General features: G+C 72.8%; 25 protein-coding genes. 6 read left to right on the top strand and 19 right to left on the bottom strand.

Annotated elements, in window-relative coordinates; translation table 11 throughout:
* Window positions 1-79: 79 nt before the first annotated feature.
* Together ABZ783_RS09285 and ABZ783_RS09280 are read right to left on the bottom strand one after the other, a co-directional pair.
* Entirely contained in the window at window positions 80-400 is a 321-nt protein-coding gene (locus ABZ783_RS09285) for a TraR/DksA family transcriptional regulator (protein ID WP_357435665.1), read from the bottom strand.
* A gap of 72 nt (window positions 401-472) precedes the next feature.
* The gene (locus tag ABZ783_RS09280) at window positions 473-1,288 is read right to left on the bottom strand and encodes a rod shape-determining protein (RefSeq protein WP_357435662.1); all 816 of its coding nucleotides are present in this window, start codon (window positions 1,286-1,288) and stop codon (window positions 473-475) included.
* A gap of 540 nt (window positions 1,289-1,828) precedes the next feature.
* Here ABZ783_RS09280 and ABZ783_RS09275 point away from each other — a divergent pair.
* Both ABZ783_RS09275 and ABZ783_RS09270 read left to right on the top strand, forming a co-directional pair.
* A complete protein-coding gene (locus ABZ783_RS09275; protein ID WP_357435660.1) occupies window positions 1,829-2,032 on the top strand; it encodes a hypothetical protein in 204 nt (67 codons plus the stop codon).
* 142 nt (window positions 2,033-2,174) lie between these two features.
* A complete protein-coding gene (locus ABZ783_RS09270) occupies window positions 2,175-2,423 on the top strand; it encodes a potassium transporter TrkA (protein ID WP_357435659.1) in 249 nt (82 codons plus the stop codon).
* A gap of 9 nt (window positions 2,424-2,432) precedes the next feature.
* Here the strand turns inward: ABZ783_RS09270 and ABZ783_RS09265 are convergent, their stop codons facing one another.
* Complete coding sequence (locus ABZ783_RS09265; protein WP_357435658.1) at window positions 2,433-3,677, bottom strand: helix-turn-helix domain-containing protein; 1,245 nt, start codon at window positions 3,675-3,677, stop codon at window positions 2,433-2,435.
* A 191-nt stretch (window positions 3,678-3,868) separates the two neighbouring features.
* Here ABZ783_RS09265 and ABZ783_RS09260 point away from each other — a divergent pair, with 191 nt between their 5' ends.
* The gene (locus ABZ783_RS09260) at window positions 3,869-6,109 is read left to right on the top strand and encodes a hypothetical protein (RefSeq protein WP_357435656.1); all 2,241 of its coding nucleotides are present in this window, start codon (window positions 3,869-3,871) and stop codon (window positions 6,107-6,109) included.
* Window positions 6,110-6,258: 149 nt separating this feature from the next.
* Here ABZ783_RS09260 and ABZ783_RS09255 read toward each other — a convergent pair whose 3' ends face one another.
* The 10 genes from ABZ783_RS09255 to ABZ783_RS09210 form a co-directional block, all read right to left on the bottom strand.
* Complete coding sequence (locus tag ABZ783_RS09255; protein ID WP_357435655.1) at window positions 6,259-7,407, bottom strand: glycosyltransferase family 4 protein; 1,149 nt, start codon at window positions 7,405-7,407, stop codon at window positions 6,259-6,261.
* Window positions 7,404-8,645, bottom strand: a complete 1,242-nt coding sequence (locus tag ABZ783_RS09250; RefSeq protein WP_357435654.1) for an endonuclease/exonuclease/phosphatase family protein — start codon at window positions 8,643-8,645, stop codon at window positions 7,404-7,406. Before ABZ783_RS09250 ends, ABZ783_RS09255 begins: the two co-directional genes overlap by 4 nt.
* Window positions 8,642-9,595, bottom strand: a complete 954-nt coding sequence (locus ABZ783_RS09245) for a UbiA prenyltransferase family protein (protein ID WP_357435653.1) — start codon at window positions 9,593-9,595, stop codon at window positions 8,642-8,644. The genes ABZ783_RS09250 and ABZ783_RS09245 overlap by 4 nt, the downstream gene beginning before the upstream one ends.
* Window positions 9,595-10,638, bottom strand: coding sequence for an NAD(P)-dependent oxidoreductase (locus ABZ783_RS09240; RefSeq protein WP_357435651.1), 1,044 nt, complete (start codon window positions 10,636-10,638; stop codon window positions 9,595-9,597). Before ABZ783_RS09240 ends, ABZ783_RS09245 begins: the two co-directional genes overlap by 1 nt.
* The gene (locus ABZ783_RS09235; RefSeq protein ID WP_357435649.1) at window positions 10,632-11,954 is read right to left on the bottom strand and encodes an aminotransferase class III-fold pyridoxal phosphate-dependent enzyme; all 1,323 of its coding nucleotides are present in this window, start codon (window positions 11,952-11,954) and stop codon (window positions 10,632-10,634) included. Before ABZ783_RS09235 ends, ABZ783_RS09240 begins: the two co-directional genes overlap by 7 nt.
* A 76-nt stretch (window positions 11,955-12,030) precedes the next feature.
* The gene (locus ABZ783_RS09230) at window positions 12,031-13,068 is read right to left on the bottom strand and encodes a lysylphosphatidylglycerol synthase domain-containing protein (protein ID WP_357435648.1); all 1,038 of its coding nucleotides are present in this window, start codon (window positions 13,066-13,068) and stop codon (window positions 12,031-12,033) included.
* Window positions 13,065-14,189 (bottom strand): glycosyltransferase family A protein, encoded by a 1,125-nt coding sequence (locus ABZ783_RS09225; RefSeq protein WP_357435646.1) that lies wholly within the window; start codon window positions 14,187-14,189, stop codon window positions 13,065-13,067. The genes ABZ783_RS09230 and ABZ783_RS09225 overlap by 4 nt, the downstream gene beginning before the upstream one ends.
* A complete protein-coding gene (locus ABZ783_RS09220) occupies window positions 14,186-15,190 on the bottom strand; it encodes a glycosyltransferase family A protein (protein ID WP_357435644.1) in 1,005 nt (334 codons plus the stop codon). Before ABZ783_RS09220 ends, ABZ783_RS09225 begins: the two co-directional genes overlap by 4 nt.
* Window positions 15,190-16,425: a glycosyltransferase 87 family protein gene (locus tag ABZ783_RS09215; protein ID WP_357435642.1), complete on the bottom strand. Its 1,236-nt coding sequence runs from the start codon at window positions 16,423-16,425 to the stop codon at window positions 15,190-15,192. The genes ABZ783_RS09220 and ABZ783_RS09215 overlap by 1 nt, the downstream gene beginning before the upstream one ends.
* Window positions 16,422-17,420: a glycosyltransferase family A protein gene (locus ABZ783_RS09210; protein WP_357435640.1), complete on the bottom strand. Its 999-nt coding sequence runs from the start codon at window positions 17,418-17,420 to the stop codon at window positions 16,422-16,424. The genes ABZ783_RS09215 and ABZ783_RS09210 overlap by 4 nt, the downstream gene beginning before the upstream one ends.
* Before the next feature lie 322 nt (window positions 17,421-17,742).
* Here ABZ783_RS09210 and ABZ783_RS09205 point away from each other — a divergent pair, with 322 nt between their 5' ends.
* Window positions 17,743-17,949, top strand: coding sequence for a hypothetical protein (locus ABZ783_RS09205; RefSeq protein ID WP_357435638.1), 207 nt, complete (start codon window positions 17,743-17,745; stop codon window positions 17,947-17,949).
* A gap of 617 nt (window positions 17,950-18,566) precedes the next feature.
* Window positions 18,567-19,397, top strand: coding sequence for a polysaccharide deacetylase family protein (locus tag ABZ783_RS09200; protein WP_357435637.1), 831 nt, complete (start codon window positions 18,567-18,569; stop codon window positions 19,395-19,397).
* 37 nt (window positions 19,398-19,434) lie between these two features.
* On the opposite strand, the gene ABZ783_RS09195 is transcribed toward ABZ783_RS09200, so the two are convergent.
* Complete coding sequence (locus ABZ783_RS09195) at window positions 19,435-20,124, bottom strand: class I SAM-dependent methyltransferase (RefSeq protein WP_357435635.1); 690 nt, start codon at window positions 20,122-20,124, stop codon at window positions 19,435-19,437.
* Window positions 20,121-20,732, bottom strand: a complete 612-nt coding sequence (locus ABZ783_RS09190; protein ID WP_357435633.1) for an XRE family transcriptional regulator — start codon at window positions 20,730-20,732, stop codon at window positions 20,121-20,123. The genes ABZ783_RS09195 and ABZ783_RS09190 overlap by 4 nt, the downstream gene beginning before the upstream one ends.
* 79 nt (window positions 20,733-20,811) lie before the next feature.
* Here ABZ783_RS09190 and ABZ783_RS09185 point away from each other — a divergent pair, with 79 nt between their 5' ends.
* Window positions 20,812-21,831 carry an NAD(P)/FAD-dependent oxidoreductase gene (locus ABZ783_RS09185; RefSeq protein WP_357435632.1) on the top strand — a complete coding sequence of 340 codons (1,020 nt, stop codon included), beginning with the start codon at window positions 20,812-20,814 and terminating at the stop codon, window positions 21,829-21,831.
* A 42-nt stretch (window positions 21,832-21,873) separates the two neighbouring features.
* On the opposite strand, the gene ABZ783_RS09180 is transcribed toward ABZ783_RS09185, so the two are convergent.
* From ABZ783_RS09180 to ABZ783_RS09165, 4 genes are all read right to left on the bottom strand, one after another.
* Window positions 21,874-22,086, bottom strand: coding sequence for a hypothetical protein (locus tag ABZ783_RS09180; protein WP_357435630.1), 213 nt, complete (start codon window positions 22,084-22,086; stop codon window positions 21,874-21,876).
* A complete protein-coding gene (locus tag ABZ783_RS09175; protein WP_357435629.1) occupies window positions 22,083-22,421 on the bottom strand; it encodes a hypothetical protein in 339 nt (112 codons plus the stop codon). Before ABZ783_RS09175 ends, ABZ783_RS09180 begins: the two co-directional genes overlap by 4 nt.
* A 104-nt stretch (window positions 22,422-22,525) precedes the next feature.
* A complete protein-coding gene (locus ABZ783_RS09170) occupies window positions 22,526-24,367 on the bottom strand; it encodes a hypothetical protein (protein WP_357435628.1) in 1,842 nt (613 codons plus the stop codon).
* Window positions 24,364-25,707 carry a hypothetical protein gene (locus ABZ783_RS09165; RefSeq protein ID WP_357435627.1) on the bottom strand — a complete coding sequence of 448 codons (1,344 nt, stop codon included), beginning with the start codon at window positions 25,705-25,707 and terminating at the stop codon, window positions 24,364-24,366. The genes ABZ783_RS09170 and ABZ783_RS09165 overlap by 4 nt, the downstream gene beginning before the upstream one ends.
* Between the last annotated feature and the right edge of the window lie 5 nt (window positions 25,708-25,712).

Raw genomic sequence — 25,712 nt, 5'->3', positions numbered from 1 at the left:
CAGGGTTGTCCGGCGGTCCCCTGGAGTACCGCCGCGGGCGCCGTCCTCCGGCGACGGCGCCCGCGGTGGAGGAGAATGCTCAGACCCGCTGTCGTTGCTGGCAGGGGACGCAGTGGCGGGCCCATGGCAGGATCTCCAGCCGGGCGACCGGAATCTCACCGCCGCAGCTCTCGCAGCTGCCGTAGCTGCCCTCCGCCATGCGCTTCAGCGCCGCCGCGGTGTCCGCAATGCCCTGACGCGCGGTGTCCATGAGCCCGCGCAGGGTGTCGGGGTCGTAACCACCGTGGTTGGGCTCCCGAGCGTGTGCGGTGAGCGCGGTGAGTTGACCGGTGTGCTCCTCGAACTGCCGCTCGAGAATGTCGCGCAGAGACTTCGCGCGGTCGCTCAGCGTGTCGGTCATGGCGTCGGTACCTTTCACTGGACGCACTGGCCAGGGACCAGCGCGAGGTTGGGGAGGGTGGGCGGACCAGGCTCAGTCCGCGGCCGGATGGCGGGCCGCAGCCGCCGCGGCCAGGCTCGCGCCGGTCAGCGCGGCCGTGCGGGGTCCCGCGGCGCGGTGCACCGGGATCCCGGTCAGCGCGGCGAGGCGGTCTCTCAGGTTGGGCCGGGTGGCGCCGTCCCCGACGATGACCATCCCGCGGGACAGCGCGGTGGCGGCCGACGGCACGGCCTTCGTACCCAGAGTCAGCTCCCGCACGAGGCGGGCGAGCGTGTCGGCGAGCATCTCGACCGTGGTGCCGTGGGCGAGGTCGCCGGTGCCGAGGTTCAGCCGCCGGCCGGCGACGACCTGGCTGTCCCGCAGGACCGCGACTTCGGTGAGCTGGGCGCCGATGTCGGCGACGAGCAGTGCGCCGGCGCCGGCTCCGGCGCCGATGGCGGCCGCACGCACGGTGTCGATGAACAGCAGCCGCGCGGGCGCGAACACCGCGTCGAGGACCCGCCGGGTGGTGTCGTGGTCGGCGGCGGTCGCGAGCAAGGGGCGACAGGCGACGATCAGCGGCCGGGCCGGCACCGTGACGTGGTGCTGTCGCAGCAGCTGGGTCAGCGCGGTGGCGCAGCCGGGACCGTCGACGATCTGGCCCCGCCGCACCAGCGGCCGGATCCGCCGGTCGCCGACCAGAGTGGTGAGCGTCGCGTGGCTGCCCACCCGGATGCGCAGCTGCCCGCTGCCGAGGTCGACGGCGATGGGGCTGGGGCGGGTGGTGGCGGGCCCGACGATGCCGCTGAGCACGGATCCGGCGCCAACGGTGTCCGGCTGGCGACCGGTGGGGGCTTGGACGACAGGCATGCCGACCTCTTTTTCAACGGTGGATGTGACGATGCCGCCGCCCGGCGTGGGCAGCGGCGGGAAAGCCAACGGAAGGGGCTGACCTCAGCGGTCGCGGCGGGTCGCGGCGATCAGCCGCTGACCGTGCCCGGAATCCCCAGCGCCCCCGCTCGGCGGAGCGCGGATCGGCGGCGGGGACGGCAGCGCCAGGGTGTCGCGGCGCCGTCGCGGCGGCCGGGAGACGTCGGCGGGGCAGCCGAGGCTCGACCGGCAGGCACGAATGGCAGCGCCACCATGCTGGTCGTCATCACCCACCTCCTCGCCGGTCAGGACCTGTCGGACCTCCAGCGTCGGCCGGAAGCGGCGGACTGACATGGCCTACGGCCGGCCAACATCCAGCGGCTTGCTTGCCGGCCACCGGCGAGGTACCGCCGGTGGCCGCGCAACCGATGCGCCAGTCGGCGAGTGTCGCGCCCGGAGCGGGTGGCGGGGTCCGCCCGCCGCCGCAGGCCCGCAACCGGGCGACACCGGCGGTGTGTTCCGGAGGGCTATGGTGACCGCATGCCACCCCACCGGCACCGGTCCGACGTCGCCCAGCGCAGCGCCTTGGCGATGCTCGTGCTGGTCGCTGTGCTCACCGCGTTCCGGCACGCCCGCCCGGCTGTGGGCCTGTGCATCGTGGTCAGGCTGGCGAAGGCGATCCCGGGATGCGTGCCCGCCTGGTCGGCCGACCGGGCGCCGCCGGGCCGGCTCGCCGTCAGCTGACGCCACCCGAACCTCACCCGCAGTCCCGGCCCGTACCCCCGCCCCTCGGCGGCGCGGCCACGCCGCGCGCCCCGCTCGTCGGCGTCGGCCGGCCACGGGATCGCGGTCACCCCCACCAGCCCTTCCCAGTACGGAGCACCCCATGAAGATCGAACGTACGCCGTTGCCGGGCATCGGAGTGCGGCACACATTCACGACCGAGCAGGGTCGCCGAATCGGTGTGGTCGAGTACCGGGGGCAGGATCGCCGGGACGTCATCCACGACGACCTGAACGATCCGGACAGCACCTGCGGCTTCCGCCTCACCCGCTCCGAGGCGGTGGCGCTGGCCGGCCTGCTGGGCCTGCTGGAGGTGGTCGAGGTGGCCGCCGGCGGCGACCGGTGCGGGTGAGGCCGCCGGCTACGCGGCGGGGCCGGGCAGCGGGTGACGTGGCCAGTCCAGCGCCCGCGCGCCGTACACGGCGGCCTGCAGGGTGAACCGGTCGCTGGGGTCGTTCGGGTCGTACCCGCTGAGCGTCCTGATCCGGCTCAGCCGGTAGGTGACCGTGCGGACCGACACGTGCAGCCGGCGGGCGGCCTCGGTGGCGACGCCGCCGGTGGCGAAGTACGCGTTGAGGGTGTCCAGCAACGGCTGGGCGCCACCGCGGGCGTGCCGCAGCGGGCTGAGCACCGCCTGCACCAGATCGACGATGGCCGGCTGGTCACGCAGCAGGACACGGTAGATGAGCAGGTCGTGGGCGTCGATGACGGGCGTGTCGGCGTTCAGCCGCTGCGCCATCGTCAGCGCCTCCCGGGCCTCCTCGTAGGAACGGGCGATGCCGTACAGGCCGGGGTGCGGGCGGCCGACCGCCACCTGCCACGGGCCGCCGCGCGGCAGCCGGTCGAGCTCGGCGTGCATCAGCCGCCCGAGGTCGCCGACCGCGCCCCGTCCGCGGCCACCCCGGTCGGGGGCCACCGCGTCGGCGGGGGCGATCACCACCAGCAGCCCCTCCTTGGTGGCCACCAGCACGTCACGGTCCCCGAGACGATCGAAGATGACCGCCTCCAGGGCACTGATCGCCGCGTCGGTGTCCGGCAGGCGCCGGCTCGGTGCGGCCAGCGCCACCTGGTGCACCCGGGCCAGGTCCAACCCGAACGGCTCGGCCCGCTCCACCAGGCCGCCCAGGTCGGAGTCGCCGCGCAGCAGGTCGTCCACGAGTTCCCGGCGCAGCGTCTCCTCCCGCCGGACCAGCTCCCGGCGGGCCGCGGCGTAGCCCTCGGCCAGGGTCGCCACCGCGCTGTCGACGACGTGCAGCACAGCCTCGGCGGACGCGCGTACCCCCGTGCTGTCGGTGGGCGTCGTCAGCTGCGGCAGCTGCTGCCACAGCCGGCGGGCCGCCGACAGGTACAGCTGGACCGCGCGCCCGGCCGACACGCCCTGCTCGGCGGCGCGCCGCCCGAGCACACCGACGGCGTCGAGCTCGGCCCGCCGTGGCCGGCGCCCGGTCACCGCGGCCTCCGCGAGCAGCCACAGGTAGTCGCCGAGCAGGTCCACGGGCACCCCACCGGCGTCGGCGCTGGCGGCCCGGGCCACCGCCGCCAGGCACGCGTCCCGGTCGGTCTCGACCGCGGGGCCCTGGCCGGACCGCCGGACGCCACCGGTCATCGCCGCCGCTCCTCCTGGCACGTTGCCGGTTCCCCACCGATCCGGACCCGGCCAGCTTAGCGAGGGGACGGCGGCGATCGCCGGAGCCGGCTTTGCCGGGCATAGCGCTTCCGGTCCGGGGTATGCGCGCGCGGCAGACTCGAGCGGGCCCGCGGCGGCCCGGGGCGACCCGACGGCGTGGTCAGGGGCAGATGTCGCGAGATGTGGTGGAGCTGCGCATACACGGGGTCACCGGGGTGCGGGCGGAGGAGTTGCTGGACCACCCGGTGGTGGTCCGGGTCGCCGGTGACCGCAACGCCGGCTTCTACCGCCCGCGCCCGGGCTTCGGCGACACGTCCGGGCCGGGCGGGGTGGTCATCGAGGCGTACCAGTGGCGGAACCTGACCGTGAGCACGGTGGCCCGGACGCTGTCGCTGATCTTCCTGCTGCCCTTCATGTTCAGCAACCTGGCGGCGTGGCTGCGGCCCCCGGGCGGCAACGGCGACACGGTGAAGGCCCTCTGCCGCGTGCTGGGCGCCACCATCACCGCCATCTTCGTGCTGTCGATCATTGGCGTCACCCTGGACCTTGTCGGCTGGCAGTGCGTGCAGTACCGGCCGTGCACCGCCGGGCGGGGGTACCTGGCCTGGCTCGACGAGTTACCGATCGGGCCGCGAATGGTCGTCCTCGCCGTGTTCCCGGCCGCCACCATCCGCGTCATCTGGTGGGTCGGTAAGCGCTCCGCGCGCTCCTACGAGGCGTTCCGGTCCAGCTACGGCAGCTCGGGCGCCCCGCCCGGGGACCGGCTCGACGCGCCCGGCTTCTGGAGCGGGGAGACCGTCGTCGGGCGGCTCCGGTCGATCCACGTGGCGATCGCCTACGGCACGCTCGACGTCAGCGCCCTCTTCGCCCTCATCACCCTGGACCACCGGCCGGTCGGCATGGCGCTGCTCGCTGCGGCGGCGCTGCTCGTGGCCGCCTGCGTGGTGCTGCTCTGCCTGCCCACGTTGAGCGCTCCGCACACCGGCTGGGACTGGACCAGGGTGGTCATCCGGCCGCTGCGGGTGGCGGTCATCGCGATCACCGTCCTCACCGCCGGGTACGCCCTCCTGCCGCGTCCTCCCGTACCCCGCGGAGGGGCGCTGCCCGGTTTCGCCCTCAGCGTCAATCTGGTGATCCTCGGACAGGCCGCGCTGCTGCTGGCGCTCGCGGTGATCACCGTGTGGCAGCAGCGGGCGGCCCCGCCCTCGGCCCGGGCGTTCTTCCGGGGCCTGGGGGCCCCGGTGTTCGGCGCGGTCGCGGCCGGTCTCGCGGCCACCATGACGGCGGGACTCGTCTACCGGGTGGCCGACATCCTCGACCGGGGTGACATCCCAGGTCCCGGGCATCCCCCGCCGCCCGGCTCCCCGCCGTTGGACCCGCCGATCGCCTACCGGTGGGAGGCGCTGGGTGCTCTGTTCACCGTGCTGCTGGTCACCGTGGTGGGCCTGTACGCGGGCCGGTTCAGCCGGCGCCGGCGGGACCGGCTGGCGGAGCGGATCAGCCGGGAGGACTTTCCCGATGCGCCCCCGCAGGCCGCCGGGCAGGTGCAGATGGTGCGTCGCGCGATCAGCCGGTCACGCCTCGCCGAGCAGTTCAGCCCGCTGCTCATTGTGTACTTCGTGCTTTCCCTGCTCAGCCTCGTGTTCACCGCGCTTGACCTGATCGAGATCGGGCCGACCCAGCTGGCGCAAAAGGTCAGCGGCAACCAGGGGACGTTCGTGGGGCTCGCGGCCTATCTCACCGACGCGGGGACGATCTCGCTCGGTCTGATCATCATCGGGCTCGTGCTGATCGGCCTCCTGGCGTACGTCTCGCCGGAGGTCCGGCGGGCGGCCGGGGTGCTGTGGGACCTGGGTACCTTCTTCCCCCGGACGACGCATCCGTTCGCGCCGCCCTGTTATGCCGAGCGGGCGGTGCCGGAGCTCGCCAGGCGGGTGAGCGCCCTGACCCGGGAGCACAAGGTGGTGCTGTCCGGGCACAGCCACGGCTCCGCGCTGGCGGCGGCGGCCATCCTGCAACTGCCGCCGGAGACCCTGCACCGGGTCGCCCTGCTCACCTACGGCTCACCGCTGCGCCGGCTCTACGGCCACCTGATGCCGGCCTACTTCGGCGCGGACGTCCTGCAGGAGGTCGGCGAACGGGTCGGGTGGCGGTGGCGCAACCTCTGGCGCAACACCGACCCGATCAGCGGGGCCATCTTCTCCACGCACCACCCGGGCCAGGCACCCGCCGTCGGCGGGCCGGCCGGGCAGGTGGACGTGCGCCTGCGCGACCCGCGCGCGGTCACCGTCCCACCCATGGACACCGTCCCGCCGCCGATCGAGGCACACTGGCCGTACCACACCGACCCGCGTTACACGGACGTCGTCATCGAACTCGCCGACTACCTCGACCGGGAGGAGCGCCTCTAGCGGCTGCCGGCCGGTCAGGGCCGGTCTGCCGTAGGACCGCGTCCACCGACGCGCCGGCAACCCGATACACTGCGGCCACCGCGGCGATCGGCAGGGATGCGGGAACAGCGGGGCCGGGCAGTGCCGCCGCCGCGCCGGCTCGCCGCCGGTCACCGTACCCGTCTGGCGGCCCGCTCCCGCACCAGCGTGAACAGCTCCTCGTGCTCGTCCAGGCTCCGTTCGGCCGCGAAGAGCTTCCGCGCCTCGCGGGCCTTCGTCTCCCGCCAGTCGGGCGGGGTGGCCGCCAGCTCCAGGATCGCCCGGTGCAGCGCCACAGGGTCCCGGGGCGGCACCAGCGTGCCGAACTGCGTTGCCAGCACGGGATAACGCCCGCCGGGCAGGTCGGTGGTCACCGACGGCACGCCGCACATCATCGCCTCGGCCTGCACGATGCCGAACGACTCCGCCACGGATGGCAGCGCGAACACGTCGATCGAGGCGTAGAAGTCGGCGATCTCCTGGCCGCGCAGCTCGCCGAGGAGCTCGATGCGGCTGTCCGCCCCAATCTCCGCGCGGATGTCCGCCAGGTTGTCGCCGCCCATCACGGTCCGGTAGTTGCCGCCGATGAGCAGCCGGGCGTCGGGGTCGGCGATCCGCCGGAAGGCCCGGACGAGGTAGGGGATCCCCTTGTCCTCGACGATGCGGCCCAGGAAGCCGACGTGCAGCCCGTTCGTTCGGCGGTAGTGTGGCCGGCCGCCGCGATGGTCGAGGCACGGCGCGGGAATGGGGCGGAACTCCCGTTTCTCCACGAGCGGCCAGAATTTCGACGCGTGGGCCTGGTCCTCGCTGTTGGTGACCACGGCCGCGGAGCGGCGCAGCGCGGCCCGGGACGTGACGTCGGACGCGGCGACCGCGATCCGGTTGAGCAGGCCGGGCGGCAGGTAGAGGTCGATGTGCAGCATGCTGACGATCGGGGTGGGCCGGGCGAGCCGGGCCAGCAGCGCCGCCTCGGCCATCGGCAGGTTGAGGTAGAGCAGGTCCGACCGGCGGGCGATCCGGGCCGCCTCGATCGGGTAGGCCGGGCTGATCTGCGCCCGGGTGATCTGGCCGAGCACGGGCGACCGGTAGACCTCCACCCCGTTGAGGGTCTCGCGGCGCGGGGTGGACCGGTCGTGCTGGCTGGCCACCACCGCCACCCGCCAGCCGCGTGCCGCCATCCCCTCGGCGACGGTACGGGCCGTGTGGGTCACCCCGCTCATGTACGGGGTGTAGTAGGTCAGGGCGACGGTGAGGTCGTACCGCTGGTCCGGGTGGTTCATCGACACGACGTCCTTTCTCGACAGTCTTGGAGCGACACGACGACGAGCTGCCCGCTGTGGTCCGACAGGCCGCCCGCCGGCACCATCCGGTAGCGGTGCACGTCGACGTCGGCAGTCGTGAACACCCAGTCGAGCCGCCAGAGCGGCAGCCCGTAGCGGGCCCACGAGGTCGGATAGAGCGAGTCGAGTGCGGGGGTGGCGTCGACCAGCCGGTCCGGCAGCGTACGCAGCTGCCGCATGGCCGGCGAGGTGTTGAGGTCGCCGGCCAGCACGACCGGGTGCGGGTTGTCGGCGACGTCGGCGGCCACCGCCAGGTAGTTGGCCTCCCGCAGGTCCTGGCGGGCCAGGCCGTCCTCGGCGGTGCCGCCGCCGCGCGTGGGCAGCCCGACGACCGGTACGTAGAGGTGGGCGTTGTAGAAGGAGAGCACACTGCCGAACACCAGCAGGTCCGTGCGCAGTGTCTTGACCGTGTGGTAGTCGGGCAGCCGGGAGTCGGCCGGCGGGAGGGCGGGCCAATGCCGGGCCAGCCAGGGGCGCAGGTCGACCGGGCGGTCCAGGACGATCGGGAAGCGGGACAGCGTCACGAGCTCCCCGGAGACGGCGACGTGGAAGCCGGGGAACTCCCGGCGTACCCGCTCCGGGTCGGCCACCGGCAGCGGGGACCAGTCTTGCCCGTCGAGGTAAAGGTGCTCCTGCAGAAGGTAGACGTCGGCGGCCTGGGCTCGCAGGAAGCGGTAGAAGCGGTCCGGATCGCGGATCGGTTCGCCCCGGGGACCGGTCCGGACCAGCTGATCCCAGTACCAGGTGTTCCAGGAGAAGACGGTGATCGCGTCCGCCGGTGCCGGCGGGGGCCGGTGCCACAGGGCGGCGATGTTCACCCCCGCGCACGGCCAGCCAAGCACGAGCGCCGCGACGGCCGGCATCGCGCCGACCCGCCGCGCCGGTCGGGCCAGCGGCAGCGCGGCGAGCAGCAGGACCGGGACGGCGAGGAAAAGCAGCGGTGGCGCCAGGTCCGGCAGGTTCCACCACCAGACCCGGCCGGACAGGCCCCGGTGCGCCGCCACGAACACCAGCCACGACCCGGACGCGCCCAGCATCACCCAGGTGATCCACCGCCGTCGCCGCGACCCGGGAGCGCCCCCGCCCTCGGCCGTACGCGTCGGAGCCTCGACGGCGCCGGAGTTGTGCACCACCTCCGGCGGGGTGCCATCGGCCACCGCCGACCGGTCGGCCGTCACCACTGCCCCCGCGCGGCGAGCAGGAGCCCGCCGGACAGGGCGGCCCACAGGATGGTGTTGGCCACCAGGGCGGGGTCACGGACGAGCACCCGGACCGGGTGCCCGCCGGCGTTGTGCACCAGCACGAGTTGCAGGTAGCGGAACAGCCCGAAGACGGCCATCGGGGTCAGCAGGACCACCGCGGTCGATGCGTAGGCGCCAAGCGGCGCCTCGTCCCGTAGGTAGAGCAGGTAGCTGCCGGCCGTGAGGGTGGCGGAGAGCTGCATGAGTTGGTCGGCGAGGGCGACGGTGTAGCCGCGCAGGGCGGGCCGGTGGTCGGCGCCGGTGCTGTGCAGTTCCTGGCGGCGTTTGCCGAGGGTGAGCAGCAGGCACAGGGTGAACACGGCGGTGAGCAGCCAGCCGGGGATCGCGGCCCCGGTGGCGAGGTAGCCGTGGACGAGCCGGAGCACGAAGCCGGTGGCGACGAGGAAGACGTCCAGCAGCGGCACGTGCTTGAGGCCCAGCGAGTAGGCGACGTTGAGCAGGAGATACCCGGCTATCGGCCACACGGTGGCCGCCGGTTGGAGGGTGAGCACGCCGACGAGCAGCACCGCCAGGGCGGAGGCGAACAGGACGGCGGTCCGCGGGGAGAGCCGTCCGGAGGCGAGCGGACGGTGCCACCGGTCCGGGTTGTGGGCGTCGCGGCGCCGGTCGACGAGGTCGTTGAGGACGTAGACGAGCACGGACGCGAGGGTGAACGCGACGACCGCCCCAACCAGGTTGACCAGCGCGCCGCGGTTCCAGGACAGCGGGTCGAGCAACGGTAGGCAGATGACCAGGACGTTCTTCGGCCACTGCCCGGGGCGGGCCAGCCGCAGCAGGGTGCCGGCCAGCGTGCCGACCCGGCTGGCGTCGGTGGACTGCGGGCCGGCGGTCCGGACCGCAGGGCTGGTGTGAAGGGCCGGGTTCATCAGAAGAACACCTTCGCGACGCGGAGCGCGCCCTGCGACCACGGTTCGCGGCTGGTGCGGCCGGCCTGGTGGGCCTCGCCGCGGGACCGCTGGGCCTGCCACCACCGGAACGTGCGCAGGAGGGCGTCCTGGTTGGAGTGCCGGGGGGTGAACCCGAGCCGTTGCCGTGCCTTGTCGGTGCTGACGTAGGAGTCGGCGAGGAGTTTGTGCAGGAGCCGGTCGTAGACGGGGGACAGCCGAGCGCGGCCGAGCAACTGGAGGGCGAGCAGGGCGGGCTGGGCCGGGACGGAGATGACCCGCCGGCCGTGGCCGGCGGCGTCGAGGACCGACTGGAAGTCCTCGCGTAGGGTGCCGAACCGGGTGGCGGCCACGTTGAAGGTGTCGTTGGCCCGTTCCGGGTCGGCCCGCAGGGCGATGAGCACGCACTCGGTGAGGTCCTCGACGGCGCACATCTGGATGCGGACGTCGCCCCGGCCGAGGATGGGGAAGTGGCGCCCCTCGTGCGCCCACTCGAACAGCATGGCGAAAAGGCCCATGCGCCCGGGGCCCAGGAACGTCTTCGGCCGCAGCATCGGTACGCAGAGTCCGCGCTCACGGAACTCCTCGGCGACCTGTTCCGCGGCGGCCTTGGCCCGGCCGTAGCTGTCCACCGGCTCGCGGGGGTGGGTTTCGGGGGTGGGCACCACCGGGGGCAGCCCGTACACGGCGGTCGTCGAGATGTGCACCACTCGGGGCACGTCCGCGTCCCGGGCGGCGGCCAGCACGCTGCGGGTGCCGTCCACGATCACCGAGTGGATCTCGTCCGGCGCGTAGCTGGGCAGCGCGGCGGCGCAGTGCACGACCGCGCCGGCCCCGGCGAAGGCGGCCGTCATGGCGACCCGGTCCCGCACGTCGGCCACCGTGGCGTCCAGCCCGGCCTCGACCGGGGCGCGCAGGTCCACCCCGTGCACGGGTACGCCCTCGTCGCGCAACCGGCGGACGACGAAGCCGCCGAGCATGCCGCTTGCTCCGGTCACCACGATCCGGCGGCCGTCGCCTACCACGCGGCACCGACCTTCTCCCGGACGAACCCGGTGAGCAGTCGGCGCAGCCCGAGCGCCAGCGTGGCGTCCAGCGCCCGCAGGAAGTGCTCCAGGTCGGTCGGTTCGACCATCAGGGTGGGGGCGACCATGAGCGGGTTCTCGACGTTCGGGCTGTAGTAGGTCATGATCTTGTGTTCGCGGTAGAGGTGCGCGATCACCGACAGGGTGATCAGCTTCGTGCCGAACTGGGGGTCGTGGGTGAACCCGGGCACCAGCTTGCCGGCCAGTTCGAGCAGCTTCGGGCCGCTGTTGAGGAACACGCCGTACAGTGATCCCACCCCCGCGACCCGGTCCACCGCGTCCGGATGATTCGCGCGGACGCGCTCCAGGCCCGGGCCGAGGATCGCCTCCACCTGCCGGGCCCGGCCGGGGAAGTCCTCGTCCACCACCACGTTCACCGCCTCGATGGCGGTGGCGGTCTCCTCCCCGAACCCGTAGTAGGTGGTGCTGTGCAGGATCACGTCGGAGAGCCGGTCGTACGCCTTGCGGAACAACCGCTCCCGCGCCGTGTACCCGGAGATCGACGCCTTGCCGCCGCCCAGCGATTTCGAATAGGTGAGGATGTCGGGCAGCAGGCCGTCGTGGCGCATGAAGTAGAACAGGCTGCCGGTCTTGCCCCAGCCGGTGTAGACCTCATCGAAGATCAACACGATGTCCTCGTCGGTGCACAGTTGCCGCAGCTCGCGCAGCGCCGACTCGGACCAGCAGCGCAGGCTCGATGCGCTGAACGGCTCCACCATCAGCGCGTACACGTCGCAACCGCCGTCCGGCCGGCGGGTGGCCTCCACCGCCGCTCGCACCGCCGCCACGTCGCCGTACGGGTACACCACCGCGTTGGGCAGGCCCGGAAACCGGAAGTGGTTCTCCGCCGACCCGGTCAGGCTGCCCGCCCCGAGCGTCTTGCCGTGGAAGCTGATGTCGGCCCGCAGAATGGTCCCGCGCCGGCCACCGTGGTACTTGTACGCCATCTTGATGGCGCCCTCGTTCGCCTCCGCACCCGAGTTGGGGAAGTAGGAGATCGACAGGTCTCCGGGCAGCAGTTCGGCCACGTTGTGGCTCAGCGCCGCCAGGTACGGCGAGAAGAATGCCTTGTGCACCTCCATCCGCCGCTGCTCGGCGAACCGGGCCCGCGCCGCGAGAACGCGCGGGTGGTTGTGGCCGTGGTTGAGCACGCCGACGCCGCCGGAGAGGTCCAGCACCCGGCTGCCGTCGCGCATGTGGACCCAGGCGCCCTCTGCCCGGTCCACCAGCTCCCGACCGAAGCCGAAGGTCGTCATCAAGGACACCTGCGACCGGCTGACGTACCGGCGGTAGAGATCATGCACCTCCCGCGTCGTCAGCTGTTCGCACTCCTCAAGCCCGATCAACCTGCGCATCACCGCTCATCTCCCTCACGAACGCCGCATCCGATGCGGACGACCTTCGATGGACCACCTCCACCGCCCCCAGCGCGGCCCCGCCGAGCACCACCTCGCCCACCGTGGTCACCAACCGGCTCGCCACGGCCACCGCCACCGCCGAGGGCACCGGCAGCACCAGTGCCAGGGCTCCGGAGAGCACGGCCTCGCGCACCCCGAGCCCGTCCGGTACGACGACGGCCAGCACGCCGACGACGGTCGCCAGTCCGAACGCCCCGACGCACAGCGGCAGCGCGCGCCCGGGGGCGGCTCCCATCGCCACCGCCAGCAGCCACAAATGCAGGCCGCTGACCAGCCACGAGAGGGTCTGCCACGCCACCGCTACCCGTACCGCCCGGCCGGACACCGCCGCCGCCGGCTCGGGCCGGCGCAGCAGCCGTAGCACCAGGCGGGTGACGTGGCCGAGCACGTCCGGCCAGCACACCACCACCAGCACCGGCAGGGCAGGCAGCACCAGCCACACCGCCCGGCCGCCGAGCACCTGTGCGCCGGTGAGCAGCCCGACGGTCAGCCCGGTCGAGTGCACCAGGAGCATGCTGAGCGTCCCCGCCACCAGCGTCCGGGACAGCGTCACCCCGTTGGCCGTGGCCACCTTGACGGCGGCGACCACGCCCGGCACCTTGCCGGGGACGTACTTGGCGAGGAACCCGACGAAGAAGATTCGTACGACGCGCGTCAGGCTGACCGGCGGACCGAGTTCCAGCAGGACGGTCCGCCAGGAGAGCATTCCCAGCAACGGCCCCACCGTCGCCGCCAGCAGGGCGGCGGCCAGCAGCAGGCCGATCTGGACGCCGTCGCGCCGGCTCAGCAGGACGGCCACGACCGACCAGTCCTGGTCGGCCAACGCCCGCCCGACGGCGACTGTGACGACCAGGCCGAACACCGCCGTGACCAGCCGCCACAGCCGGGGCCGCCACCGCCTCCCGGATCGCTCGGCGGCGGGTTCCGGGCCGAGCGGGGGGTCCAGGATCATCGCCGCGCCCCCGCCCCCGCCCCCGCCCCCGCCCCCGCCCCCGCCCCCGCCCCCGCCCCCGCCTCCGCCGGGCGCGACCGCGCCCCGCGGGTCCGCTCCCGCAGCAGCAGGTACGCGGCCCGCGGCACTCCGGCGGCGAGCCCGGCGACGAGCGTGGCGTGGGCCAGCAGGTGCATCCCGGCCGCGAACACGGTGAACCGGGGCCCCCGCAACCGGTAGGCGAACCGTAAAAACCCGTGGTTGGCCGCGACGACGACCACGCCGAACGCCGGCCAGGTCAGCGGCAGCCAGGGCACGGCCACGGTCAACGGCACCGTCAACAACGCCAGCCCCGACGCGACCAGGGTGATCCGCGCGGACCAGTCGAGGTGCCGGAACCGGTCCGGTGACATCATCCCCACCCGGACGCCCGTCGCACCGGCCCGCTGCCGCCGCCACGTCCGCACCATCAGCAGGGGCTTTGTGGCGGCCCGCACGAACTGCTCGCGCAGCAGCGGAAGCAGCCGGTCGACGTCGTCGTGCCGGGTGACCACGGTATCGGTCGCCACCAGCCGGTACCGGTCGGGCGGCCGGGTGCCGAACTCGTCGTCCTCGCCGTCGCGTAGCCGCTCGTCGAACCCGCCGGCCTCGGTGAACACCGCGCGGGGGAGGAGAGCCGCGGCCAGCAGCGCCCCGGTGTCTCGTCCGACGCTGCGTTTGCGCCAGTGGTGTTCGAAGGCGACGCGGTATGCCTCGATGGGGCCGTCGTCGTAGAGGGGGTGGGGGGCGTAGATGCCTTGGACCATGCCGGCGTGGGGGGTGGTGTGGAGGGTGTGGATGGCGTTGGCGATGGCGTCGGGGGCGAGGGCGGTGTCGGAGTCGACGAAGAAGAGGAGGGGGGCGGTGCTGGCGGCTGCGCCGGTGTTGCGGGCGGCGGCTGGTCCTTGGTTGGTGGGGGTGTGGATGAGGGTGCAGGGGAAGTCGCGGGCGATGGTGGGGGAGTTGTCGGTGCTGTGGTCGTCGACGACGATGACTTCGGTGGGTTGGTGGGTTTGGGCGTAGATGGATTCGAGGCAGGCGCGCAGGGTCTTGGCCTTGTTGAAGTTCGGCACGATCACCGCGACCGCGTCGGGCCCGGTCACCGCGCCCACCCCCGGGCCAGGACGTAGGCGACCCGCAGGGCGCCCACCCCGGTGCCGACCACCGCCAGGGCGTAGAACAGCGTGTGCATGCCCGTCGCGTACGCGGCGAAGCCGGCGCCGCGCAGCCGGTAGGTGAAGCGGAGGAAGTCGTGGCTCATCGCGGTGGACGCCACCAGCAGGGCGAGCCACAGCGGCAGCAGCCACGGCAGGACGAGCAGGAACGGCAGCGTCAGCAGGCTCAGCCCGGACAGCACCAGCCCCGTCGGCGACACCGCGTTCACCCGCATCCCGGTGCCGGCGTTGCGGCGCCGTCCGGCACGGAGCATGACCAGCGGGGTGGCGGTCGCGAAGCTGAACTGCTCCCGCACGAACGGTAGGAAGCGATCCACGTCGTCGTGCCGGGTCACCACCGTGTCGGTGACCACCAGCCGGTACCGGTCGGGCATCCGGGTGCCGAACTCGGCGTCCTCCCCGGTGCGTAGCCGCTCGTCGAACCCACCGACCTCGGTGAACACCGTACGGGGGATCAGGCTGGCCGCGAAGAGCGTCGCCGCCCGGGCCCGTCCGACGCTGCGTTTGCGCCAGTGGTGTTCGAAGGCGACGCGGTATGCCTCGATGGGGCCGTCGTCGTAGAGGGGGTGGGGGGCGTAGATGCCTTGGACCATGCCGGCGTGGGGGGTGGTGTGGAGGGTGTGGATGGCGTTGGCGATGGCGTCGGGGGCGAGGGCGGTGTCGGAGTCGACGAAGAAGAGGAGGGGGGCGGTGCTGGCGGCTGCGCCGGTGTTGCGGGCGGCGGCTGGTCCTTGGTTGGTGGGGGTGTGGATGAGGGTGCAGGGGAAGTCGCGGGCGATGGTGGGGGAGTTGTCGGTGCTGTGGTCGTCGACGACGATGACTTCGGTGGGTTGGTGGGTTTGGGCGTAGATGGATTCGAGGCAGGCGCGCAGGGTCTTGGCCTTGTTGAAGTTCGGCACGATCACCGCGACCGCGTCGGGCGCCCGCATCAGCGCCTCCCGCCAACCGTCGCATGGCCCGGCCGCTCCGGGTCGGTGCGGCGCAGCCACGCCACGGCCAGGACCAGCAGCCCCGCGCCGGTGAGGGTGTAGAGCAGCTCGACCGGCGCCACCCAGGCCCGTTCCGGGACCGGCGCCCAGCCGACGACGTACGCGACCCACCACGGCAGCGGCAGGGCGAACACGAGCCACAGGCCACCGACGAGCAGCCGCGCGCGGCGAGGCCGGTGCCAGGTACGCGCGGCCAGCAGCGCCAGCAGCGGCACGCACCAGACCCAGTGGGCGTACCAGGTGACCGGCGAGATGAGCAGGCCCGTCACCGCGCACGCCAGGATCCCGGTCAGTTCCTCGCCCCGCCGGCTCGCCCACACCGCGACGGTCAACCCCACCACGCCCACCATGACGCTCGCCGGTAGCCAGGCAGGCTGTGTGGGCCCCGGCAGGAGGGTCAGCACGGCACCCCGGACGGAGCTGCCGAACGCCTCCTCGCCCGGCGGTCTGGTCCGCGAACTGTCCAGGAAGGCGCCGCCCCAGTAGGTGGCGGAGGCGGCGGGCAGGAGCAGGAAGCCGATCGCCGCGGTGCCGAGGAAGCTGGCCAGGGCGGTCACGCCGGCCCGGGTGCGGCCGGTCAGCAGGAGGTAGCCGACGAAGACGAGCGGCGTCAGCTTGATCCCGGCGGCGACCCCGAGCAGGATCCCCTGGTGCCGTCCCGTGATCAGCAGCAGGTCGACCAGGACCAGCGCCAGCAGGATGGTGTTGACGTTGCCCAGCAGCAGCGTTCCCGCGATCGGTGAGAGCGGCAGCACGGCCAGGGTGCCGACCGCCAGCAGGGTCGGCCGCCGCCGGTCCCCGACGGGGGTGAGGTGGGCGACCAGGAGCCACACCACGGCCGGCACGGCGAGTGCCGACAGCACAGTCCAGCCCCAGAACCCGGCCGTCGGGCTGAGCCAGGCCAGCGGAGTCAGGGCCAGCGCGGCGAACGGCGGGTAGACGAACCCGTATCCGGCGCGGCTGACCTCGTACGGCGAACGGCGCGCGAGGATCGCCTCGGCGGCGTCCCGGTAGACCGCCAGGTCGCCACCGGGCGACCAGGCGCTCCCGGTCCGCGCCGCGACCCAGTGCACGACCGCGATGGCCGCGACCGTCGTGCCGACGGTGGCCAGGAGTACGGTGCCCGCGACCGTGGCCCGCGCGGAGCACGTGCGATCCCGGAGGAGAACGGTCACCGGGGGACCTCGACCGAGGGGGTGGCCCGCCAAGTGGCGCGGCGCAGCAGTCGCTCTGCCGTCCCGATCGCCGCTCCGGCCGCCGAGGTGAGCTGGTAGAGCAGGTGGACCGCGGCGAACCGCAGTCCGAAGCGGAATCCCCGGCTGGCAACCACCCGGCGGTAGGTGTCTGCCTCCAGCGCGCTGGCCACGGCGACGAGCACCAGCGGCACCGCCACGCCGCCGGGCCAGCCGACCAGCGGTACGGGCAGCGTGAGCGCGGCGGCAAGGACCAGGCCGCTGGCCAGCACGCGTGACGCGGCGCCGCCGAGCACCTCGCCGCGCCGCACCTCGGCCGCGCTGGCGCGGGCCCGCAGGAACACCTTCGGGAGCAGCACCCGCAGGGTGGTGTCGTGGTCGTGGACGCCGGCGATCGCGGCGGTGCTGTGCACGTCGTAGCGCTGGCGGATCCGGTGCCCGTACTCCGGCGCCTCGGTGTGCCGCAGGTCGGGATTGAACGGTCCGATCTCGCGGAACACCTCGGCACGCATCGCGCACAGGGCCGTGTGCAGCCCTTCCATGGGGCCTTCCCGGGCCAGCCACCAGTGGTACATCTGCAGGGCCCGGTACTCGGCGACGAGGTTGTCGGACAGCAGCGACTCCGGTCGCAGTACCCCGCAGATCGCACCCAGCCGCGGCGTGGACCGCAGCTTCGCGACCGCCGCGGCGACACTTCCCGGTTCGAGTGCGACGTCCGCGTCGAGGAAGAACAGGATCTCGCCGCGAGCCCGCTCGGCGCCCAGATTCCGGGCGGCCCCGGGGCCGCTGTTGGTCGGCAGGCGCAGGACGGTGGCACCGGCCGACTCGGCCACGCCGGCGGAGCCGTCGCTGCTCGCGTCGTCGACCACGATGATCTCAATGGCCGGATACGTCTGCTGCCGCACCGACCGTACGCACAACTCGACCGTGCGCGCCCGGTTGTAGCAGGGTATGACGACTGAGACCAGCGGGTTCACTGCGTCTCTCCTTCACGCGTCAGGCGGCCCATGTGCCGGCCGTCCCGGCACATTTCCTTGCCCCCCGTGAACAATTGCGTCAGGTGTTGCCGCAAGCTTTCGATGGCGAGCGTAAGAAGCGTCCTTGCCTCTTTCCCCGTGCTCGCAGGTCGGGCGAATGGATAGCCGTGGGGCCATCCATCAAGCGATGACCGCCTATATCTTGCGGGCGGGTGGAGAGTCCGTCAAGGACTTGACGGACATCGATTGAACTTGCCGGATGAATGTCGGACGCTCGGGTGGAATGCCCGAAAGATTGGTTGTGCGGCAAAGATGCTCATCGATGTACTCGATAACGGTCAATATGGGCGCATTGGGGTCGGGTGCGCGTATCCCGATCGTCGGGATCATCGGTCTGACCTGCTGTTTCGTGTGCTCCGAGGTCGGCTCGGCGTCGGCGGGCGCGGCGGGGCGTGTCGCCGGGGCGCTGCGCCGCGCCGAGGTCGGTCGTTGGGTTTCCGGACGGTCGATGGTCGGCAGTCCCGGATGAATCAGCGTGGAGCGTGAAGGATCGGGAGGTGTCGAACGCTGCGCGTGGAGGGATTCGATCGGCTGCCGATTTCTTTTCTTCGGCGGCGGTACCTGGCGCCTCGACCCGGGCTGGGCCGATGGTGCGGAAAACGGTTTCAGGAGCCTGGGAATTTTGGTCGGCGAACGCGGCTGGCTGGTGTTTCGTCCCGACCGGACGCAATCACGACCGCCGGCGGCGGCGGAACCTGCGAACTGCTGCCGGGCGGCGAAGTCGCGCCGTCGTGCGCACGAGGTCGACCTGTGCCCGGCTGCGGCGTGTCCACCTGCGCGGCGGACCAGCCCCCGGCTGCGTCCACTGGCGAATATCGTCCGGCCCGACCGATCCGGGTTCGGTGTCGAGAAGGGGCTCAAGGTCGGGTCGTGCCCGGACTCCGGCCAGAGTCGCATTCGTATTTCGCCTCGCCGGCCGTGCTCACGTAGCTGGGTGCCGAAATTCCAGGAATGAGGTGATTTTGTTCGTATAAGCGACCCGGGATTGTTTGGCGGCTAACGTGGCGACTGTCGGATCGGGAGAGAGAGGGCGACAGTGACCAGCCATGACATGCCTGCGGCGGCAGACAGCCGAAGGACAACCTGATGCGCCGGTCTCCGGCGCTGCGCGCCGCCGTCCTGACCCTGGTGCTGGCGGTGCTGGTCGGCGGCGTCTATCTGATCAGCCGGTCCCTGCTGCCGCACGCGTCATCGTCGGCCGAAGCGCCGTCCGCCACCGAATCGCCCGTTCCCACCGGTGTCCAGCTGACCACCGGCACGGCGCAGGTGGCGCTGACCTTCAATGACGGGCCCGATCCCACCTGGACACCGCTCGTCCTGAAGACACTGCGCCAGTACCACGTCAAGGCGACGTTCTGCCTGCTGGGCAAGAACGCGGCGGCGTATCCGGCACTCGTGCGGGCCATCGTGGCCGACGGTCACACCTTGTGCAACCACACCTGGAACGAGGATCTCGACCTCGGCAGCCGGCCACGTCTGGACATTGAGGGCAATCTGCTCCGGACCAGCCAGGCCATCCACGCCGCCGCACCGCAGGCCCCGATCAAGTACTTCCGGCAGCCGGGCGGGAACTGGACCCCACAGCTTGTCGACGTCGCCGAGGACCTGGGCATGACCGGTCTGCACTGGGCGGTGGACCCCCGCGACTGGGAGGAACCGGCAGCAGCCGCCATCATCGCCACCGTCACAGAGGGCACCAGGGCCGGCTCCATCGTGCTCCTGCACGACGGCGGCGGCGACCGGCAGAACACCGCCACCGCCCTCGCGACGTTCCTGCCCGACCTGCTGAGCCGCTTCCAGCTCGAGGCGTTGCCCGTCGACGCACCTGGGGCCGGCCAGTCCAGGTTGCCGTCACCATCTCGGCAACCAGGCGGGCGACCGCAGGGTGCCGCCGCCGGATCAGCCAAGGGCAGCTGACCGCCACCCGGCTACCCCGTGCGGCAGCGGGGTCTGGTTATGGGGTGACCAGCTCCGCCGGGCGTCGCCAGATGGCCTCCCACTGCGTCCACTGCCCGGTGCCGGGGGTGTCCCGCTCGGTGCGCTGCGGCCGGGCCGGAAGTACCGGTGTCCACCCCGCGAAGAGCTGGTCCAGCTCCGCCGCACTGAAGAAGTGGATTTCCAGCCCGCGCTTCGGCCCCGCCGTGTAGCGCACGGTGAATCCGCCGTCGGGTGCCCGCTCGACCACGTCGTGCGCCGGCCACACGTCCGTGCCGACCGCGTTGACGCGTACGCAGATCAAACCGCCCGCAGCGACCCGCCGCTGTGCCGCGCGGACCTGCCGGTGTGCCTGCCCGCGGTCGCCGTGCTGGAAGACCTGGATGCCGATCACCAACGGCCAGGTCGCCCCGGGCGGCAACGAGTCCAGGTCGCCGTGGCGCAGCCGCCCGGCCCGGTCCGGTCGCCGGTCGGCGAGCTGGCACACCGCCTCGGCGGAGATGTCCAGGCCGAGCAGGTCGAGCCCGCCGTCCACCAACGGCAGCAGATTGCGGCCGTTGCCGCAGCCGACGTAGAGCCCGTCGGTCGCGCCCTTTCGACGGGCGGCGGCCAGGATGTCGGCGACGAACGCGACCGGCGGTTCGTCCTGGTACCTGCCGCGCCGGTACTCCTCGTCCCAGGCCTGGGCGGCGGACCGGGTTGCGCTCATCCGGCAACTCGGTCGGAGCGCGGGGAGCCGGTGGTGGGGCGGGCACGCAGGTGCAGGCGTTCGCCCTGCCGGCCGAAGAGGCTGAGGAACTCGACCGGTTCGGCGTCGGCGGCTCCGAACCAGTGCGGTACGCGGGTGTCGAACTCGGCCGCCTCGCCGGGGGAGAGCACCAGGTCGTGGTCGCCGAGGACGAGCCGCAGCCGCCCGTTGAGGACGTAGAGCCATTCGTAGCCCTCGTGGGTCTGCGGGTCGGGTTCGTTCCGCCGGCCGTTGGCGGGGATCACCAGCTTGTACGCCTGGATGCCGCCGGCCCGGCGGGTCAGCGGCAGCATGGTCATGCCGTGGCGGGTGACCGGGCGCAGGTGGATGCGCGGGTCTCCGGTGGGCGGGGCGCCGACGAGTTCGTCGAGCGTGACGTCGTGGGCCCGGGCCAGGGGGAGCAGGAGTTCCAGGGTGGGCCGGCGGGTGCCGGACTCCAGCCGGGACAGGGTGCTCACCGAGATGCCGGTGGCGGCCGACAGTTCGGCGAGCGTGGTGTCGCGCTGCCGCCGCAGCGCGCGCAGCCGGGGGCCGACCGCGTCGAGCGCCTGGTCGAGGTCATCGTCCATGCCATCAGCTTGCCATAACAGCAACAAAGCTTGCCACTTTCGCAGGCGGCCCGGATGGTTGCCCTGGGAGGTGGTCAGGATGACCGAGCAGCTCAGGGAGAGCTATGACGTGGTGGTGATCGGCGGGGGTGCCGCGGGGTTGAGCGGGGCGCTGATGCTGGCCCGGGCACGCCGATCGGTACTGGTGATCGACTCGGGTGCCCCGCGCAACGCCCCGGCCGACGGGGTGCACGGGCTGCTGGCCCGCGACGGGATGTCCCCGGCCGAGCTGCTGGAGCGCGGCCGGGCGGAGGTCCGTGACTACGGCGGCCAGGTGGTGCCCGGCGAGGTCGGCGCCGCGACGCGCGCGGACGACGGGTTCGGGGTGGCGCTGACCGACGGCCGGGCCGTCCGGGCGCGCCGGTTGCTGGTGGCCACCGGGCTGGTGGACGAGCTGCCGGAGCTGCCGGGACTGCGGGCCCGGTGGGGCCGGGACGTGATCCACTGCCCGTACTGCCACGGCTGGGAGGTCCGGGACCGGGCGATCGGGGTGCTGGCCACCGGGCCGCTGTCGGTGCACCAGGCGTTGCTGTTCCGCCAGTGGAGCGCCGATGTCACGTTCTTCCCCCACACCATGCCGCCGCCCACGGATGAGCAGGCGGAGCAGTTGGCCGCCCGCGGCGTCCGTGTGGTGGCCGGCGAGGTGGCGTCCCTGGAGGTCATCCAGGACCGTCTCGTGGGCGTGCGCCTCGGCGACGGCCGGCTGGTCCACCGCGACGCCCTGGTGGTCGCGCCGCGGATGGTGGCCCGGGCCGGGTTCCTGGCGGCGCTCGGGCTGCGGCCGGCGGCGCACCCCGCCGGGGTCGGGGAGCACATCCCGGCCGACGCGACCGGCCGTACCGAGGTGTCCGGAGTGTGGGTCGCGGGCAACGTCACCGACCCGGCCGCCCAGGTCGGCGCCGCCGCTGCGGCCGGCGCGGGCGCGGGCGCCCAGATCAACGCCGATCTGGTGGCCGAGGAGACCCGGCAGGCGGTCGCCGCCCACCGGGATCCGTTCTCGGCCCGGTCCGAGGCACGGATCACCGAGCTGGTGGCGGGCGACCGCCGCCACGGCCTGTGAAGGCGCGACGGGCGGGGGTGAGCTGGGCTGCACCGGCCACGGTCAGCTCAGCTCAGCGAACCGCTGCAGGATGATGACGACGAACGCGACGAGCAGCGGTGCGGCCACCATGTCGAGGGTCCGGAGGACCTCCAGCCGCGCCGGTCGCGCGGCGAGCTGCGCCACGATTCGGGCGATGAGCGCCACCACGAGCAGGGTGAGCACGGTCACCTGGACGGGCCCGGAACGTGCCACGCTGAGGACGATGTCAGTCATGCCGGCTCCATCCGTCGCCTCCGGTGGTGGTGCAGCACGTCCCGGGCCAGCTCGATCAGGGCGGCCAGCGACGCGATTACGGTGAGGGTGACGATCCCGAGCAGCGGCGACCACAGGTGCAGCTGGAGCATCCCCTGCGCGACCAGGACGCCGAGGGCGAGGCTGAGCGCGACGCCGACGACGAACCGGGTGAGGCCGTCCGGGATCCGGATCAGCCTCGCGCAGGCCAGCCCCGGCGCCACGGCGAGGTAGGCGAGGACGCTGACGGTCCGCAGGATGCCCGGCACGTCCCAGAGGACGAGGGCGAGCACGGCGTCACCGGCGACCAGCGTCACCAACGCTGACCACGGGACACCCGACGGGAGGTCCGTCAGCGAGGGCGGGGCCGGCTGGCTCGGAGAACCTGGACTGGCATCGATGCCGGGATCGGCGATCTGGGTCACCGGCCGCCCCCTTCGCTGCTGCCGAGGACGTAGACCCTCGCCTCGGGATTCTGGTAGACGAGCCGGAACCGTCCTGAGTCGACGACCTGGCGTTCCAGGTCCTCGCCCCAGCCTCGCGGCTTGCCCAGGAACGACTGCGCGAAAACGAACTGGCCCTTCGTCATGACCAGGTAGGCGCCCTTCGGGTTGGCCCGCATCTCCTCCTCGATGGCGGGCACCGTTGTCGGCCCGAGATCCTGGCCGAGGGGTCGGTACTGGTACCGTTCGACGCCCTTCGCCCGCCAGGGGACGTTCGAGGTCACCGAGACGAACGTGGCGTCCGCCGGGGCGTGCGCGTAGAGCCATTCCACGGCCCGGTGGTCACCCGGGCGGACCTGCTCGAAGGCGTCGTTGCCGCATCGGGCGACGAAGAACGCGCCGATGAGGACGGCGCTCAGCGCGCCCGCCGCGAGGGCCGCGGGGACGCGACGCCGCGCCGGCCACGCCGGGACCAGCAGCGCGGCCAGCAGGATCGCCATGAACGGCAGGGCGAAGGCGTATACCCGGAGGAAGATCTCCCCGCCGTAGCTCTGCATCCCCAGCAGGAGGAACGGTGCACCGGAGAGCGCCAGCAGGCCCAGGACAGCCTGGCCCCGGCGCATTCGTCGCCACGCGCCGATGGCCGCCAGCCCCCAGACCGCCATCGCGAGAAGGACCCGCAGCAGCACCACCATCTGGTGCCCCGCGTCGCCGCGTACCCGTTGGACCGCCCCGTCGTTGATGGTGCCGCCGACATTGCCGAAGGAGCCGAACATGTCGTCCAGGTGCCCCACCCAGTACGCGACGGCGCCGTAGCTGATGTAGGCAATCAGCATGACGGCCAGCAGGACCGGCAGCGTACGGAGCGTGCAACGGCGGACCAGCACCAGCGCACCGACACTGACCACGATCGCGATCGGGGTGAGCTGGTGGCTCACCGTGCTGGCCGCGAAGATCACGAGGACCACCGCGACCAGCCCGACCAGCGACGCCGGGCTGGCCCGATCGCCCCCCGGTTCGAGCAGCAGCGGCCGCGGCGGGATCCGGAGCAGGCGTCGCAGCAACGCCGTCGGGCTCCGCCAGGTCCGCTCGCCCTGCCGGCTGTCGTGCGGGACCGGGCGGAACCAGCGGAGCAGCACCATCAGCAGGACCAGGTAGAAGAGGTAGTTCATCGCCTGGGGGCCGAAGTAGTCCTGCCCCACCCAGTTGGCGGGGAAGAACAGCCAGAGGGCGAGCCACGCCGTCCGCGCGTCCGTCGACAGCAACCGGGCGAGCCGGAACACCGCGACGCCGTAGAGCAGGTTGAACACCACCGGCGCCCAGGCGAGCAGCGGCATGGCGTCCGGCAGCCCGCCCAGCCGCGTCGCCATGGCCGTCAGCGCGAAGAATCCGGGCCAGCTGAAGCGGGCGTCCATCTCCGGCAGGGTCTCCCCGGTACGGGCGATGTAGTCGGCGAAGCCGACGTGCAGCCAACCCGAGATCACCCGCGGCAGGGGCTCGATGATCGGCGCCGCGCCGAAGAGCAGGATGACGAGCACCACCACGTGCGCGGCGAGCAGGGCATCGGAAGCCGGGCGGGGGCGGAAGACGCCGCGGAGGAAGCTCGCGGTCAGCAGCGCCAGTGCGACGTACAGTTCGGGGCGGAGCGCGGTGACCAGGCCGAGCGACCCGATGTCGGCGGCGTCCCCCCGCTGCAGGGCCCAGACCCCGAGCGCGAGCGCCACCGTCGGTGCAGCCCACTCGGCACCGGCGAGCAGGCCGTGTCGGATCCGCCGGCCGGCTGAGGCCGGGGCGGCCAGCAGGGCCGCGGCGCCGCTCACGACGCGGCCCGCAGCAGCCGCACCAGCGACGGCAGCACGGCCGCCGCCACCACGAGCTGTCCGGCGAGATAGGCGACGCCGACCCCGGCGACCCCGATCTCCGCCATCGCGACCACCGCCAGCGAGACGACCAGGACACTCGTGGATGCGTGCACGGCGATGATGCGCCCCACCCGGCGCTGCACCCGCGACGCCGCGACGAAGACGGTCAGCAGCAACTTGGGCAGCACCGCGACGGCGAAGAGCCGCAGGGTGTCCGAGCCGGGCTCGGCGTAGTCGCTGCCGAACAGGGCCAGCAGCAGCGGCGCCGACGCGCAGAGCAGGACGACCGCCGGTACGAAGAGGAGCAGGCCCCGGCGCAGCACCTGCCGCGCGTACGCCGCGAGCCGCGATTCGTCGGCGGCGGCCTCCACGGTCAGCGAGGTGCCGAAGTGGTACGCCACCAGCTCCAGCGAGCCGCCGAGCAGCCAGGCCACGTAGAAGACGCCGTTGGCCTCCGCGCCCAACCGGGCGGTCACGAGCAGCGGCAGAGCATTCGTACCGGCCTGCATGAACAGGTATCCGACGTAGTCCAGCGCCACGAACCGGGCGAGACCCCGACGGCCCGGCAGCGCCGATTCGGTGCGCAGTGCCCGCTGTCGGGGCAGCAGCCGGCGGAAGACCAGCATGTTGACGGGGATGAGCGCCGCGACGACCGCCAGGTTCCACGAGACGAAGATGCCCAGGCTCGGCACGACGCCGGCGAACAGCACCAGCAGCCCGATCTTGGCGAGCCCGAAGGCGGTGTTCTCGATCGGGACCCAGACGACACCGCGCAGGGCGGTCAGCACGCTGTCCTGCAGGGTGAAGACGCCCCAGCAGGCGACGGCGACGGCGAACGCCACGGCGAACAGGGGGGTGCGGTGCAGGAAATCGAGCCGGTCGGTGACCAGGGGAGCGAGCAGCAGGAAACCGCCGCTCAGGGCGAGCGCCGCGAGACAGGTGACCGCGTACGCGTACCCGACGAGCCGGCCGCTCTGCCCCGCCGCGGCCGGCAGGAAGCGGGCGAGGGCCCCGTTCAGGTTGAGCTGGGCGAGGTTGCTGAGAAACGTCATCGTGGACACCGTCGCCGCCCCGATGCCGAGCTCGGTCGGCGAGTAGAGGCGCGCGGCGAGAGCCCAGTACGCGATGCCGAGCAGCGAGCTCACCACCGTGTTGAGCATCAGCGCGTAGACGTTGCCGTTCAGCGGGTCGCGCAGGTGCTGCCGCAGGCGTAACGCGATCGGCGCGGCGACGATGCTGCCACCGGGAGCCGTGCGGCCGACCGGCGCGTCCGCGGTCCCGGCACGTTGGGCGCTCACGACGC

The organism is Micromonospora sp. NPDC047738 (assembly GCF_040642675.1).
Classification (GTDB): domain Bacteria; phylum Actinomycetota; class Actinomycetes; order Mycobacteriales; family Micromonosporaceae; genus Micromonospora.
This window is presented reverse-complemented; position numbering and strand designations above follow the sequence as displayed.